Raw genomic sequence first — 15559 nt, forward strand, 5'->3', positions numbered from 1 at the left:
TCCACCAAGATGCGCATGCCCTGCCTGCTGCTGGCCGCCAGCCTCAGCCTGCCGCTGATGGCCCAGGCCGCCGATGACCCGGCGGTGGCCCAGCTCACCCAGCGCCTGATGGCGATCCAGGCCAACCCGGATGCCGCCCAGCTGGCCGCCTTCGAGCGCCTGCAGGCCCAGCAGGCCGTGGCGGATCTGGCCAAGGCCAAGCGCCGGGATCTGGACCAGGCCCGTTACCTGGCCGAGCGCCGGGTCGAGATCGCCGAGACCAGCGTCCGTGCCGCGTTGGCCCAGCGTGAGGTCGACCAGCTCGAGCGCACCCGCAGCGAGCTGTTGATCGAAGCCAGCCGCCGCGATGCCCAGCGGGCGCGCCAGGAAGCCGAGCGCCTGCGCGTGCAGGCTCAGATCCAGGCCGAGGAAAGCGAGCGCCTGCGCCAGGCGGCCGAGCAGGAAGCGTTGGCCCGCCAGGACGCCGAAACCGCGCTGACCAGCGTGGCCGGCAAGCAGACCGCGCGCCTGAGTGCGGCCCAGCAGAATGCCGCCAAGCTGGCCCGTGAAGAAGCCGAGCTGGTGTCGGGCAGCAAGCTGCCGGGCTCGAAGTTCGAATCCCGCGGGGAAGTGTTCACCTTCAGCGGCGACGCCTTTGCCGCCGGCAAGGGCAGCCTGTCCGGCGGGGCCAAGGGCCAGGCCAAGGCGCTGGCCGAGTACCTGAACATCGGCAAGAAGGGCCGGGTCCGGATCGAAGCCTATGACGCGGCCGCCGGCGTCGGCCAGCAGCGTGCCGAGGCGCTGCGCGATGCACTCGTGGCCGCCGGTGTCAGTGCCAGCCGGCTGCAGGTCAGCGGCAAGAAGGCCGCGGCGACCAAGGCCCGTTCGGCGGAAGTCATCATCGCGCCCTGATGCCGGGCCGGTGTTGCGTCATGACCACGGGTCATGACGCAACTGGTTGTTTTTGTTTAATTTCCGTTGTTCTGCGCGTTCAGCCTGAACCCCGCCTAGGCGCGGTCGACGATATCGTTTGAAAGGGTTGAACCGGTTCCGAAGCAAGCGTAGGGTCAGTTGTCCGGGTCGCCTTCCGCGGCCTGGACGATTGGAGGGCCGGCAATGCACCAGCGCCACGAATCACAGCAGTCGCAGGTCCAGTACGCACTGGACGCCGCCGCGGGTTCGCAGGTCACGGTTGCCCGGCACTCCGCCCCAAGCAGCGCCCCGTGCCGTCAGGCCGGGGCGTTCTTGTTTCTGCAGAAGCGATAGGAGGTTCATCATGTTTGAAGGTCAGCCCCAGAGCGATATCGACGCACGGCGCAAGCAGGATCCCGAATTCAAGGCGCTTTACGAACGGCACCAGAAGTTGAACAAGAAGTGCATGGATGCCGAGCTGGGTGTGCTCCCGATAGACAGCCTCACCCTGGGACAGATGAAGCGTGAAAAGCTGCTGGCCAAGCAGAAACTGGAACGGATGTACGCCTCCCCCGTGCACTGACCCCCTCTTGCCACCCTACGTCGCGGGCGGTTCCGGTCTCCTCGTCGACCGGTGCCGTCCGCGCCGCTCCGGGTCCGTTCCCGCAGCGGCAAACCGGCCGCAAGGCTGATGAACGCGGCAACCTGACTTTCGCCGCCAACCGTCGGATAATCACCGGTCCGGCCGCATTGCGGCGCGAATCGATGTGAACCGATGGCAATCCACTCCTCCGTACTCGAACTCATTGGCCAGACCCCGATCGTCAAGGCCCAGCGCCTGGATACGGGGGTCTGCGAGCTTTACCTGAAGCTCGAGAGTGCCAATCCCGGAGGATCGATCAAGGACCGCATCGGCCTGTCGATGATCGAAGCCGCCGAGAAGCGTGGCGACCTCAAGCCGGGCGCGACCCTGGTCGAGGGCACCGCCGGCAACACCGGCCTGGGCCTGGCGCTGGTCGCCCAGCAGAAGGGCTACAAGCTGATCCTGGTCGTGCCGGACAAGATGAGCCGCGAGAAGATCTTCAACCTCAAGGCGATGGGTGCCGAAGTGCGCCTGACCCGTTCGGACGTGGCCAAGGGCCACCCGGAGTACTACCAGGACATGGCCAAGCGCGTGGCCGAGGAAACCCCCGGCGCGTACTTCATCAACCAGTTCGGCAACCCGGACAACCCGGCCGCGCACGAATTCGGCACCGGCCCGGAAATCCTGGCGCAGATGGACGGCGACCTGGACGCGATCGTGTTCGGCTGTGGCAGCTCGGGCACCATGACCGGCCTGTCGCGCGCCTTCGCCACCCTCTCGCCGAAGACCGAGCTGGTCCTGGCCGATCCGGTCGGCTCGATCCTGGCCGAGTACATCAATGATGGCGTGCTCAACGACAAGTCGGGCAGCTGGCTGGTGGAAGGCATCGGCGAAGACTTCCTGCCCTCGATCGCCGATTTCAGCCGCGTCACCAAGGCCTACGCGATCAGCGATGCCGAGAGCTTCCACACCGCCCGTGAACTGCTGGGCAAGGAAGGCATCCTCGGCGGGTCCTCCACCGGCACCCTGCTGGCCGCGGCGCTGAAGTACTGCAAGGAGCAGACCACCCCGAAGAAGGTGCTGGTGCTGGTCTGCGACACCGGCAACAAGTACCTGTCCAAGATGTACAACGACTACTGGATGCTGGACAACGGCTTCTTGGAGCGCCCGCAGTCGGGCGACCTGCGCGACCTGATCCTGCGCCCGTACGGCCAGCGCGACACTGTCGTGATCGGCCCGAACGACCTGCTGACCACCGCCTACCAGCGCATGAAGCTGTATGACGTGTCGCAGCTGCCGGTGATGGACGGCGACCAGCTGGTCGGCATCGTGGATGAAAGCGACGTGCTGCTGCATGTCTACGGCGATGAAGCCCGTTTCCGCGACCCGGTGGCCACCGCGATGGTCAGCAAGCTGGACCGCCTGGACGTGAAATCCCCGATCGAGGCCCTGCTGCCGGTGTTCGACCGTGGCCAGGTGGCCATCGTGATGGACGGCGCCAATTTCCTTGGCCTGATAACCCGGATCGACCTGCTGAACTACCTGCGTCGCCGCGTACAGTAAGCCGTAGTGTCGCAATGAACCCATGTTTATCCGCGTCAACGGCCGATTAAGCCACCGCTGATAGACTTCCGCTCCTTTTGCGGGGGCCCCTTGGGGGCTCCTCTTGCTGGGAAACAACATGTCCGATCACGCTTCTTCCGGGCACGGCGACCGCTCGCTCGCCCTGGCTACCCTGGCCATCCACGGCGGCCAATCGCCGGACCCGAGCACCGGCGCGGTGATGCCGCCGATCTACGCGACCTCCACCTACGCCCAGTCCAGCCCCGGTGAGCACCAGGGCTTCGAGTACTCGCGTACCCACAATCCCACCCGCTTCGCCTACGAGCGTTGCGTGGCCTCCCTGGAAGGCGGCAGCCGCGGCTACGCGTTCGCCTCGGGCATGGCCGCCAGCTCCACGGTGATGGAACTGCTGGATGCCGGCAGCCACGTGGTGGCGATGGACGACATCTACGGCGGCACCTTCCGCCTGTTCGAGCGCGTGCGTAAGCGTACCGCCGGCCTGCAGTTCAGCTTCGTCGATCTGACCGACCTGGCCGCGTTCGAAGCCTCGATCACCCCGCAGACCAGGATGGTCTGGATCGAGACCCCGACCAACCCGATGCTCAAGATCGTGGACATCGCGGCAGTGGCGGCGATCGCCAAGCGCCACAACCTGCTGGTGGTGGTCGACAACACCTTCGCCTCGCCGATGCTGCAGCGCCCGCTGGAGCAGGGCGCGGACCTGGTCCTGCACTCGGCCACCAAGTACCTCAACGGGCACTCGGACATGGTCGGCGGCATGGTCGTGGTCGGCGACAATGCCGAACTGGCCGAGCAGATGGCCTTCCTTCAGAACTCCATCGGCGCCGTGCAGGGGCCCTTCGACAGCTTCCTGGCCCTGCGCGGCCTGAAGACCCTGCCGCTGCGCATGAAGGCGCATTGCGCCAACGCGCTGGCCCTGGCGCAGTGGCTGGAAAAGCACCCGGCCGTCGAGAAGGTCATCTACCCCGGCCTGACCTCGCACCCGCAGCACGAACTGGCGACGCGCCAGATGAACGGCTACGGCGGCATCGTCTCGATCGTCCTCAAGGGCGGGTTCGATGCAGCCAAGCGTTTCTGCGAGAAGACCGAACTGTTCACCCTGGCCGAGTCGCTGGGTGGCGTGGAAAGCCTGGTCAACCATCCTTCGGTGATGACGCATGCCTCGATCCCGGTCGAGCGCCGCGAGAAGCTGGGGATCAGCGATGCGCTGGTGCGGCTGAGCGTGGGGGTGGAGGAACTGGGGGATCTGCAGGTGGATCTGGAGCGGGCCCTGGGTGCCGAGGCCGCTTGAGATGGGCATCCTGTCGGTATTCGGAAAGAACCGCTCGCTTGCCTACGAACTGACCCAGCGCGAAGTGCTGGGCCGGTACCGTGGCGCGAGCTTCGGTCTGCTGTGGTCGTTGATCAGTCCATTCCTGATGTTGCTGGTCTACACGCTGGCCTTCGGCTTCGTGATGAAGGGGCGCTGGCCCGGTTCGAGTGGTTCCACCACGGATTTCGCCCTGATCCTGTTTGCCGGCCTCACCGTGCACGGGTTCTTCGCCGAATGCTTCATCCGCGCACCGCAGCTGATCGTGGGCAATACCGGCTATGTGAAGCGCGTGGTGTTCCCGCTGGACATCCTGGTCTGGAGCATGACGTTCTCGGCGTTATTCCACCTCGCCATGAACATGGTGGTGCTGCTGATCCTGTACGTGTGCGTGAAGGGCAACATCCATCCCACCGCGCTGCTGCTGCCGGTGGTGCTGGCACCCCTGGTGATCCTGACCGTGGGCGTGGGCTGGGCGGTATCGGCGCTGGGCGTGTACCTGCGCGACATCGGGCAGATCGCCGGCGTCGTCGCCACCGCCATGCTGTTCCTGTCGTCGGCCATCATCCCGGTCGAATCGGTGCCGGAGAGCTACCGCATCGTGTTCGAACTCAATCCGCTGACCTTCATCATCAACCAGGTGCGTGAAGTGGTGATCTGGGGCCGTCTGCCGGATTGGACCGGATTGGCGATCTATACCGTGATTGCCTGCGCGATCGCATTCATCGGGCATCGCATTTTCACCAAGCTGCGCGTGGGGTTCGCCGATGTCCTCTGAAATCACTCCGGCGGAAACCGTCATCGAGGTCCAGGGCGTCGGCAAGGCGTACCACATGTACGAGCGGCCCTCGCATCGCCTGTGGCAGGCGCTGGCCGGCAAGCGCAAGTCGTTCTACAAGGATTTCTGGGCGTTGCGCGGGGTCAGCTTCTCGATCCGTCGTGGCCAGACCGTGGGTATCGTCGGTCGCAACGGCTCAGGCAAATCGACCCTGCTGCAGATGATCGCCGGCACCTTGAACCCCACCGAAGGCCATATCTCGGTCAAGGGGCGCGTAGCAGCCCTGCTGGAACTGGGCAGCGGCTTCAACCCGGAGTTCACCGGGCGCGAGAACGTCCTGCTCAACGCCACCATCCTCGGGTTGCGCCGTGAGCAGATCGAGCAGCGGATGGAAAGCATCCTGGCGTTCGCCGACATCGGCGAGTTCATCGATCAGCCGGTACGCAGTTACTCCAGCGGCATGTCCGTGCGCCTGGCGTTCGCGGTGATCGCGCATGTGGACGCAGACATCCTGATCATCGATGAGGCGCTTGCGGTCGGTGATGCGTTCTTCTCGCAGAAGTGCATGCGTTTCCTGCGCGAGTTCCAGAAACACGGCACCCTGCTGTTCGTGAGCCACGATGCCGCGGCCGTCACCAACCTCTGCGAGAACGCGGTATGGCTGGAGAACGGCAAGATGCGCCTGGCCGGGACCTCGCAGGAGGTGGTCGAGGCCTACATGACCGAACAGCACGTCGTCGGCCGGCGCGAAGCAGCGGCCGAAGACATCGTCGTGGCGGCGAAGAAGAAGCCCCGCCGGCTGTCGACCGATCATGCCGATTTCCGCCAGGACGCCTTCAATGACGCGGGCGTGCAGAATCGCATCGCGCTCTTCGAGTTCGATCCGGAGAATGTGGGCCAGGAGTTCGGTGCTGACGGTGCGCGCATTGTCGATGTGCGCATGACCGATGCCGAAGGCACGCCGCTGTCGATCCTGGAAGGCGGCGAGCTGGTGCGCCTGGAGGTGCGGGTCGCCCTGCGCGAAACCCTGGACAACCTGATCGTCGGCTTCTACGTGAAGGATCGACTGGGCCAGCGCCTGTTCGGCGACAACAGTTACTTCGCCTGCAAGGATGCGCCCGTGTCCGGCGAGGCGGGCGAGACCGTGGTGGGGGCATTCGTCTTCCGGATGCCGATCATGCCGTCCGGTTCCTACATGGTCGATGTTGCCGTGGCCTCAGGCGACCAGCACGACCATACACAGCAGCATTGGATCCACGACGCGCTGGAGTTCCGCGCGCTGGATGAAACCATGCGGTTCGGCCTGATCGGGTTGCCGATGCTGTCCATTGAAGTTTCCAAGGAGTCGCGATGATCGAGTTTACCGGCGAGCGCTTTGTGCCCACTGAGCACGGCGTGATCAGGCAGGAACACCTGCATCGCTATGCGTGGTGCCTGCCGCTGGTGGAAGGCAAGGACGTGCTCGATGTCGCCAGTGGCGAAGGCTATGGCAGCGCCATGCTGGCCTCCAAAGCGCGCTCGGTGCGCGGCGTGGATATTTCCCACGATGCAGTGAACCATGCTGCCGAGCGGTATGCCGCGCTCGGCAACCTGCAGTATCTGCAGGGTTCGGCAGCGGCCATTCCGCTTGCCGATGACAGCGTGGATGTCGTGGTGTCCTTCGAGACCATCGAGCACCTGCTGGAGCAGGATGAAATGATGGCCGAGATCCGGCGCGTGCTGCGCCCGGACGGCATTCTGGTCATGTCCTCGCCGAACAAGGAGGTCTACTCCGACCAGGCTGGCTACCACAACGATTATCACGTCAAGGAGCTCTATCTCAACGAGTTCCAGGCCCTGCTGGAGAAGTACTTCCCGGCAGTGGAACTGTCCGGCCACCGGATGGCGGTCTGCTCCACGATCACGCCCCTGGATGGCGCGCCGGAACAGCAGGTGTTCCAGGCGTTGGCCGATACCGGCGAACGCGTGGAGCAGCGCGTGGCGCACATGCCGGCCGCGGTCTACTTCGTGGCTATCGCCGCGGCGGACCGTGGGCTGATCCCGGTGCTGCCTGCCTCGGTGCTGTATGCCGAAGGCGAAGATCTTTACAACCATCATCATGAAGTGGCCCGGTGGGCGAAGGCGCAGGATGCGGAAATCGCGTCGTTGCGCGGTCACGTGCAGCGTGAGCAGGCCGAGGTCGCGTCGTTGCGCGGTCACGTGCAGCGCGAGCAGGCCGAGGTCGGGTCGTTGCACGGGCACCTGTCCCAGCAGCAGAACGCGCTGGAGAAGCTCGCAGGCGAATTCGAGCGGCAGCGACAGACGGTCGAGAGCCTCGCAGGGGAGCTCGAACATCAGCGCCAATGGATGAACTCACGGGGGATTGAGCTTCAGCAACAGCAGCATCATGCTGAAGTCCTCGAGCGCAACCTGGCGCACGCGCAGAATGTGCTGAGCGCCGAGCGCGATCACGCCCGCCGGCTTGAAAGCGCCATCGCGGCGCTGTGGGAAGCGAAGATCCAGCTGGAAGTCGAACTGTCCACTCTCCTGGGCAGCGCACGGGATGACCTCCACAGGCATCACCTTGATATCGGCCAGTTGATGGCCTCGGCGGGGGGAGTACCCACTGAATCGCCCGCCGCGGACGTGACCGCTGATCGTCGGCGCGAACAGGAACTGGCCGACGTCGTGCAGCGCTATCGTGGTGAGTTGTCGTCGCTGCAGGCGTTCACCAGCACGTTGTTGCAGTCGAAATCGTGGAAGGTCACGCGGCCGCTGCGGTTCCTGTCCCGTGTCGTGCGGGGTGACAGCGATGCGGTGTTGAATTCACTGCGTGCCACTGGCCTGGCACGGCATCGCCTGCTCGCGCCCCTGGTGCCGACGATAAAGCGGTTCTTGATGCGTCGCCGGGACGCTGTCGTGGTTCCGGTAGAGGGCCTCAAGCTGGATCAGATTCTCCAGAATCCCGACCAGGCGCTGCAGGACCTGCGTTTCGAGCCGGTCGAAGCGCCGGTGGTCAGTATCGTCATCCCCACCTACGGCAATTACGAACAGAGCCTGGCGTGCGTCGCATCGATCGCCCGTGCCGGTGCGGAGGTGTCGTTCGAGGTGCTGGTCCTGGAGGATGCTTCCGGCGATCAGGACATCAAGAAGCTCGCCCGGATTCCGGGCCTGCGGTTCCACGACAACCCGACGAACCTCGGCTTCCTGCTGTCATGCAATCAGTCCTTGACCCTGGCCAAGGGCGAGTTCATCTACCTTCTCAACAACGACACCGAAGTGACACCCGGCTGGCTGGACGCGCTGGTGCAGGTCTTCCGGACCCACCCGGACGCCGGCATGGTCGGCTCCAAACTCGTCTATCCGGACGGGCGGCTGCAGGAGGCCGGTGGCATTGTCTGGGCCGACGGCAGTGCCTGGAATTTCGGCCGTCTGGATGTTCCCGGCAGAGCGGCCTATTCCTACCTGAAGGAAGTGGACTACGTCTCGGGTGCATCGATCATGCTGCCGGCGACCTTGTTCCGGACGCTCGGCGGCTTCGATGAGCGCTACGTACCGGCCTACTATGAAGATACGGACCTGGCCTTCCGGATCCGCGAACAGGGGTTGAAGGTCTATCTCCAGCCGGCATCGGTGGTCGTGCATTACGAAGGTCTGTCCAGCGGCACCGATGAAACGACTGGCGTGAAGGCGTTCCAGGCGATCAACCGCGAGAAGTTCCTGGCACGCTGGGGAAACACGCTGCGCGACGAACAGTTCCCGAATGCCCAGGATGTGTTCCTGGCGCGCGACCGTTCCCGCAACCGCCGACACGTGCTGGTCGTGGACCATTACGTGCCGCAGCCGGACCGCGATGCGGGGTCACGGGCCACCTGGCAGGTGATCCAGACCCTCGTCCGCCAAGGCTGCCAGGTGTCGTTCTGGCCCGCCAATGCGTACGAAGACCCGATCTATACCCCGCCGCTGCAGCAGCTCGGCGTCGAGGTGCTGTGTGGCTCGGAGTATGTCGGACGCTTCGACGCATGGCTGACCGAGCACGGAGGCTACCTTGATGCGGTGGTGCTGAACCGGCCGCATATCTCGGCCGAACTGGTGGGCAGCGTACGCCGGCACAGCCGCGCGAAGGTCGTCTACTACGGGCACGATATCCATCACCTGCGCATGCAGCAGCAGCTGGCGCTGCATCCGGATCGTGAACTCGAGGAAGAGACTCGCCGCTTCCGCGATTTTGAACACGGTCTGTGGAAGCAGGCAGATGTGGTGCTGTATCCATCCACTGACGAAACGGCCCATGTCCGCAGCTGGCTGGCCGAGCATGAGCCGGGTGTCGACATCCGTGCGGAAACCATTCCGCTGTACGCCTATGACCCTGTGCCCGAGGCTGATATGGCCGGGCCGGAGGGCCGCGAGGGCATCCTCTTCGTTGCCGGTTTCGCTCACGCGCCCAACGTCGATGCGGCGTTGTGGTTCGTTCGCGAGGTCCTTCCGCTGGTCCACCGTGAGGTCCCCGGCGTCCGGTTGAGCCTGGTCGGCTCCAATCCGCGGCCGGAGGTCCTGGCGATGGCATCGGCGCATATCGAAGTCACCGGTTACGTCAGCGATCAGGTCCTGACCCAGCGATACCAGCACGCACGCGTCGCGGTGGCTCCGCTGCGTTTCGGCGGTGGCGTGAAGGGGAAAGTGCTGGAAAGCCTGCAGCATGGTCTCCCCTGTGTCACCACCTCGATCGGCATGCAGGGCCTCGGCGCTGCGTCTTCTTTCATGCCGGTGGGTGATGCGGCGGAGGAAATGGCGGCCCATATTGTCACGCTGCTGCGTGATGACGAGGCTTGGCGGCAGGTCTCTGATGCAGAACGGATGTTCATCCGGAGCTTCTACTCGCACGACGCTCTTTGGCGTGTACTGTCTGCGGCCATCGAGCCGCGCTTGTAACCAACCTGGGCGCATTGGCTGGCCGGGGTACGCGATGTCGCGCTGTGTGATGGCTGACGATCAGTCAGGAATTGATGTGACAGGAGTAAAAATTGGCATGAACAAGGCGACGCGCAACCTCATGGGTGCGGCGACGGTGGCGGTGATCGTACTGGTGGTTGCTGTCGCAAGGTTCTCCGGCATCGCGATCCTGCATGGTCCGGACGCCGACGACGTGCTTGTACCGATGTACTTCGACATCAGTCGATCGATAGGTGAGCACGGGCTGTTTGCCGGCATGTACGACTCCGGCCTGGTGGCAGGCCTGTCGTACTGGGGCAGCCCGAGTTTTCATCCCCTGTATCCGTTGTATTTCAACTGGCTGGGCAGTGATTCAACGATTCTCGATACGCTGGATCGCCTGAAGCTGGTTTTCATTCTCCACATGGGGATCTACGGCGTCGGCAGCTATCTGCTCGGGCGTTGCCTGGGCCTGCGGCAGCTGCTGGCGATCTCCGTTGGCCTCGTCGCTCCCTTCCTGCCTGCGTTCCAGAGCGTCGGAGTGTGGCCGCCCATTTCTGCTTCACTGGCATGGTTGCCGTGGATCCTGTTCTTCCAGGCGCGGATCTACCAGCGAGGTTGGGCGCCCGGGGCGGCCATCGGCCTTGCGGCCTCGGTGACGCTACTTATCTATGCGCAGCCGGCGCAGAATCTGGTGCTGGCGTTCATTGGCTCGGCAATCGTCGGGGCGGTCTACAGCATCGTCGTGCTGAGGCAGCGGGGGTGGCAGGAAGCTCACGTCCACCTTCGGCCTATCTATGCGTCACTTGCGTTGGCCGCGGCGGTGATCGTCGTCGCTTGTTATCCGTACCTGTCCGGGGTGATGGACTTCCACAGCGATTCGATCCGGTGGCTGGGTGATGGTCGGGACATCAGCGGAAAGGACAAACTGCCCCTGTCCGCGCTGACGGCCCATGGGCTGGGCTGGAAGGCTGTTTTTGCACCCTTCGCCTTCGCTCATCAGTACAGCATGGTGGTGGGCAACCTTTATCTGGGCGCTCCCCTTGCACTGGCCTGTCTGTCCTATCCATGGTTGTTCAGGACGAGGCCGCTGATTACTGCCCTGCTTGCATCAATCGCAATCAGCGCCATCTTCTGTTTTGCTGCATTCGGCTGGCTGCTGTATCTGTTGCCGATTGCCAACAAGGTGCGCGAAGTAAACTGGTGGTCGCTGTACGTCGTCATGCTGGCTGTTCCGGTGGGTGCGCTGTGTCTGCAGCGGCTTGTGTCGTTGATCCGCCGCAAACAGCAGCGTCAGTGGATCTGGTGGCCCGAGATCTCGGCAGCGGCCATTGTTGTCATGGCATTGCTGGGCGTGCTGGTCAGTGGCGAGTTCTATTGGCAAATAATCCCGGTGTTGCTGGGCGCTGCGCTGTTGTGGTGGTCGGCCAGCAGAGGTGTCGTGATCAACAAGGCGCTGCTGAGCTTGGTCGTCATTGTTTCGGCTGCGGTACCGGTTGTCGTTGCCAAGACGCCGAGCCTGGGGCAATCGATGATCGTGCGGGGCGAACGGATAGAACAACGCCATTCGATGGCGGCCGTGTTTGCAGCCTTGGAGAGTCCGGAGAACTACCGCGTCGCCGTAAGCGAGAAGCTGCCTGATTTCAAAATCCTTGGCCACCAGCTGGCCAATCTCGGTGCCCGGGGCATTCGCGGCGACCTGAATCCACAGCGGCGTTCAAAGTTCGAACTGCTTTACTTCCCCAAGCCTGCGGTGGCCCAGCTCTATGGCGTCCGCTACACGGTGGTTGCGGCAGGCACCGAGGGCGCGCGAGCCATTGATGATCGCTACGCGCTGCTCGACGATCCTTCGGCGCTGCCTCGTCTCTTCGTTGCGGAGGGTGGCCTGGCGGTCGTCCCTTCGCCTGCTGCATCACTTCAGGCAGCGGACGGCGCTCAGGTCGACCACATCTATGCCACCCCCAGGGCGGTCGAGAGACTGGGAGTAGGGCAGACGACGCTTGGCGAAGGGACATTCTCGGCGCGTCCGGTTGCTGCCTGGCATAACTCGGCTGTGATGCTGCAGGCGATGGTGGTGACCAGTGGTCCTGCCTTGCTGGTCTTGAACGAAGACAGCGACGGCAGGTGGTATGCCATCGTTGATGGCGACGTTCGACCAGGGGTGGCCGTGAATGGCTTCCAGACGGCATTCGCATTGCCGGCGGCGGGAAAGCATAGCGTCATCATCCGTCGACCTGCCGGCTTTGCCGATTACTTTGCCGGGCTGCCCGTGGGTGGACAGCAGTGAACGGTGAGCGCTCGCCGCTCGCTGGATCGGGCGCTCCCGGCCCACTGCAGCGCTTCTTCAAGGATCAGCGCGTCCTCTTCCTGATCGTCGGTGGAGCAAATACAGCGTTCAGCACGGCGCTGTTCGCGGGCCTGGTGCTGCTGCTTGGCCCCAGCGTTCCCTCCGTGACCAGCCTGGTGATCGCATGGGTTGTGTCGCTGGTGCTGGTGTTTTTCGTCTATCGCCGTTTGGTGTTCCGGGTATCAGGTCATGCGTGGCGTGACTTCGCCCGCTTCGCCAGTGTCAACCTCGGCAGTCTGATGATCAACATGGCAGCCCTGGCACTCCTCGCGGATGTGCTGGGTCTGCCCCCCATTCCGACGCAGATCCTCATCACGGTGGTCGTGGTGATCTTCAATTATGTCGGTCACAAGTATTTCTCGTTCCGGCGACGCCCGGAGCCTGGTTCCAAGGAGGAACGTTGATGACTCCTCGAGTGTCGGTCGTTGTACCTGCCTACAAGAATGCGGACTACCTGCAGCAGACCCTGGATTCGATCCTGGCGCAGGATTATCAGGATTACGAACTGGTCATTGCCGATCATTCATCTGCTGATGGAACCGAGACACTGTTGGCGCAGTATGCCGAGCACCCGCGCGTACGTGTTCTGTCACCGACCCCGCCGGGCGGCGGTGCCAAGGCCAACTGGGACCGGGTAACTCAGGCCGCACGTGGTGAGCTGTTGAAGCTGGTGTGTGGTGACGACCTCATCGCACCGGATGCGCTCAGCAAGCAGGTCGCCGCGCTTGATGCCCACCCTTCTGCGGTGTTCGTCGCCTGTAAGCGGGATCTCATCGACGCACAGGGGAAGGTGGTGATCGGTGCCCGTGGGCTCGGCGCTCTCAATGGCCTGGTCTCGGGCCGTGACGCCGTGCGCGCTTCGGTGATGGCCGGAACAAATCTGTTCGGCGAGCCCGGGTGCGTGATGTTCCGGCGCGAGCTGCTGCCTGCCAGCGGGTGGGACAACAGTCACCCCTACCTCATCGATCAGGCAAGCTACACCAGCGTGATGCTGCAGGGGGACATGGTGGCGCTACGCGAAAGTCTGGCCAGCTTCAGGATCAACGCCGGGCAGTGGAGCGTGCGTCTGATGCATGAACAGGCGAATCAGGCCATCGCATTCCACAACGCGTTGGCTGCGGCAGATCCCACGCTGTTGCCAGGCCTGACGCTTCGCGTGGGGAATCTCAAGGCGCGCTTGATGGCCCATGCGCGCCGCTTGACCTATGTCTGGCTGGGTCGCCGAATGCAGGCCGGTTGAGGCCGGTTGCCGGAGTGAAGCCCCTGAGGGATGAGCGGATGACCTGCTTGCTCTCCAGGGGCGCAGTGACGACGTTCCGCCGGCAACGTCAACGCGCTCAGCTCTCTGGCGCGTCATCCACGTTGGCGGTTTCGCCGATGATGTACTGGGGGCGATTATTGATGTTCAGCAGGATTCTGCCGGTGTACTCGCCAATCGCACCCAACGCCAGCAACTGCAGACCGCCCATGAAGAGAATGGTGATGATCAGCGAAGGCCACCCGACAGCAACCTGGGGGGAGTGCAGTTTCTGCCACAGGACGATGATCGCAAGCAGAAAGGCGATGCACGAGGCCAAGATACCTGCGAGGGATACGAACCTCAGCGGAACGATCGAGAAGCTGGTGGCCATCTGCAACCACAGCGAGATGGACTTGCTGAAGCTGTAACCGGACTGCCCATCCCCACGTGCATGGTGCTGCGCGGTGACTGTTGCGATGCGTTTGTGGCTGGTGCTCTGGATCAGCAGCCCATCAAGGTAGACAAACGGTCCGTTGTACCTCCGTGCCTCTTCGCCGAGTTCGCGGACGAATCCGCGGAACGGAGAGAGGTACAGGCCCTTTGGCTTCTTGAGCAGGCGCGCGGCAACCATGTCGTTGAAGCGGCTGCCGAGCCGCTTCCATAGCGCGTGCTGCTTTTCCGGGAACTGCGCGTAGCACAGGTCTGCGCCTTCACGCAGTTTGGCGACGATCCGAGGAATGTCGGCAGGGTCGTGCTGGAGGTCGTCGTCCATCGTCACGATGTATCGACCGCGCGCTATGCCCAACCCCGCCATGATCGCATTGTGCTGCCCTGCGTTTCGTCGTAGATCCAGGCCACGCAGCCAAGGGCGTGCCTGGGCCTGCTGCACGATGACGGACCATGCGTCATCGGGGCCGGCGTCATGCACCAGAATGACTTCAAAGCCGCCGTCCCCGAACGCCGGGAACAGTGTCTCCTCCAGTCTGGCCACCAGGTTGGGCAGGATGCCAGCGCTGCCATAGACAGGTATGACGACGGAGATTTCAGGATTCATGGGGCTGGCCGTAGTACTTGTGGATCACGCGGAGAGGGTAGTCTGGACCAAAATCCAGCCCGATGTCGCGCGCCGTGCGCTCGGCCAGCGCGGTATCAATCACCATCTCCTCACCCCTGTCCACCGCGATGACCTGCGCGCGGCGTCCCAGTACGGACTCGAACAGGCTCACGATCTCCGTCATCGGCAGCGACCATGGGGATGCGATCGAGACCACCTTGGGCACCGGTCCCGCGCCGGAAAGCAGCTGCGCGGCGATGCGGACGACGTCGTCGATATCGATCAGATTGCGGCAGGCGCGTGTCCAGACGGTCACCGGATCGCCGGCCAGGATGCGGTCACGCAGGAAGTTGGTGAGGGTGTTCGGATTGCGGGTATGCCCGACCACCTGCGGAAGGCGCAGCACGATACCGGCCGGATGCGCGGCGACCAGCGCTTCCATGGCACGTTTGTGACGGAAATAGGGGGAGTCCTGCAGCGGGTTGACCACATTGCAGCTGCCGAAATAGACCAGCCGGGTGATGTCGCCGGCCAGGTACTGCGCCAGCATGGCACGCTCGCGTGCGAAGGCGGCCGGATCTGTTTCGCTGGAGTTGGAGACCCCGGAGGCGAATATGACGGTTCTTGCGTCGTCTGCGAACAGGGGCGTGAACGCTCGGGCCACCAGTCCCGAACCGACGATCATCGCAGGTCCCCGGTCGGTAGGCAGTGGCGGAAAGGTACGGGCATATCGAATCACGTCCATGCTGGGCGGCCGGTGGCAGCGCTGTGGCCACCCGGGGGGCTTACCTTACGCGGCCTGGACGGCCCGCGGAAAGAGGCAGGGCGTGAGGGACGAGGCCATCACGCCCTGCGGGGCGGG

Annotated in this window: 12 protein-coding genes; 10 read left to right on the forward strand and 2 right to left on the reverse strand. The window is 63.9% G+C overall.

Features of this window, described 5'->3' with window-relative positions; translation table 11 throughout:
* The first annotated feature begins 57 nt into the window (after window positions 1-57).
* The 10 genes from OC373_RS10185 (at window position 58) to OC373_RS10230 (ending at window position 13643) form a co-directional block, all read left to right on the forward strand.
* Window positions 58-891, forward strand: coding sequence for a hypothetical protein (locus OC373_RS10185; protein WP_237393598.1), 834 nt, complete (start codon window positions 58-60; stop codon window positions 889-891).
* Between the two features lie 364 nt (window positions 892-1255).
* Window positions 1256-1474, forward strand: coding sequence for a YdcH family protein (locus tag OC373_RS10190; RefSeq protein WP_019182593.1), 219 nt, complete (start codon window positions 1256-1258; stop codon window positions 1472-1474).
* A gap of 192 nt (window positions 1475-1666) precedes the next feature.
* Window positions 1667-3037: a pyridoxal-phosphate dependent enzyme gene (locus OC373_RS10195; RefSeq protein ID WP_019182592.1), complete on the forward strand. Its 1371-nt coding sequence runs from the start codon at window positions 1667-1669 to the stop codon at window positions 3035-3037.
* A gap of 118 nt (window positions 3038-3155) precedes the next feature.
* Window positions 3156-4349, forward strand: a complete 1194-nt coding sequence (locus OC373_RS10200) for a cystathionine gamma-synthase (RefSeq protein ID WP_261997649.1) — start codon at window positions 3156-3158, stop codon at window positions 4347-4349.
* A gap of 1 nt (window position 4350) precedes the next feature.
* Complete coding sequence (locus OC373_RS10205) at window positions 4351-5145, forward strand: ABC transporter permease (RefSeq protein WP_046273785.1); 795 nt, start codon at window positions 4351-4353, stop codon at window positions 5143-5145.
* Window positions 5135-6499: an ABC transporter ATP-binding protein gene (locus OC373_RS10210; RefSeq protein ID WP_046273786.1), complete on the forward strand. Its 1365-nt coding sequence runs from the start codon at window positions 5135-5137 to the stop codon at window positions 6497-6499. The genes OC373_RS10205 and OC373_RS10210 overlap by 11 nt, the downstream gene beginning before the upstream one ends.
* Window positions 6496-10056 carry a glycosyltransferase gene (locus tag OC373_RS10215; RefSeq protein ID WP_261997650.1) on the forward strand — a complete coding sequence of 1187 codons (3561 nt, stop codon included), beginning with the start codon at window positions 6496-6498 and terminating at the stop codon, window positions 10054-10056. Before OC373_RS10210 ends, OC373_RS10215 begins: the two co-directional genes overlap by 4 nt.
* 97 nt (window positions 10057-10153) lie before the next feature.
* On the forward strand, window positions 10154-12343 hold the full coding sequence (locus tag OC373_RS10220; RefSeq protein ID WP_261997651.1) for a hypothetical protein: 2190 nt from the start codon (window positions 10154-10156) through the stop codon (window positions 12341-12343).
* Window positions 12340-12807, forward strand: a complete 468-nt coding sequence (locus tag OC373_RS10225; RefSeq protein ID WP_070426563.1) for a GtrA family protein — start codon at window positions 12340-12342, stop codon at window positions 12805-12807. The genes OC373_RS10220 and OC373_RS10225 overlap by 4 nt, the downstream gene beginning before the upstream one ends.
* Window positions 12807-13643: a glycosyltransferase family A protein gene (locus OC373_RS10230; RefSeq protein ID WP_070426564.1), complete on the forward strand. Its 837-nt coding sequence runs from the start codon at window positions 12807-12809 to the stop codon at window positions 13641-13643. Before OC373_RS10225 ends, OC373_RS10230 begins: the two co-directional genes overlap by 1 nt.
* Before the next feature lie 97 nt (window positions 13644-13740).
* Here the strand turns inward: OC373_RS10230 and OC373_RS10235 are convergent, their stop codons facing one another.
* Together OC373_RS10235 and OC373_RS10240 are read right to left on the reverse strand one after the other, a co-directional pair.
* Window positions 13741-14697 (reverse strand): glycosyltransferase family 2 protein, encoded by a 957-nt coding sequence (locus OC373_RS10235; protein WP_261997652.1) that lies wholly within the window; start codon window positions 14695-14697, stop codon window positions 13741-13743.
* Window positions 14687-15442: an NAD-dependent epimerase/dehydratase family protein gene (locus OC373_RS10240; protein WP_261997653.1), complete on the reverse strand. Its 756-nt coding sequence runs from the start codon at window positions 15440-15442 to the stop codon at window positions 14687-14689. Before OC373_RS10240 ends, OC373_RS10235 begins: the two co-directional genes overlap by 11 nt.
* Window positions 15443-15559: the final 117 nt, after the last annotated feature.

This window comes from Stenotrophomonas sp. Ste96, assembly GCF_024519495.1.
Lineage (GTDB): Bacteria > Pseudomonadota > Gammaproteobacteria > Xanthomonadales > Xanthomonadaceae > Stenotrophomonas > Stenotrophomonas bentonitica_A.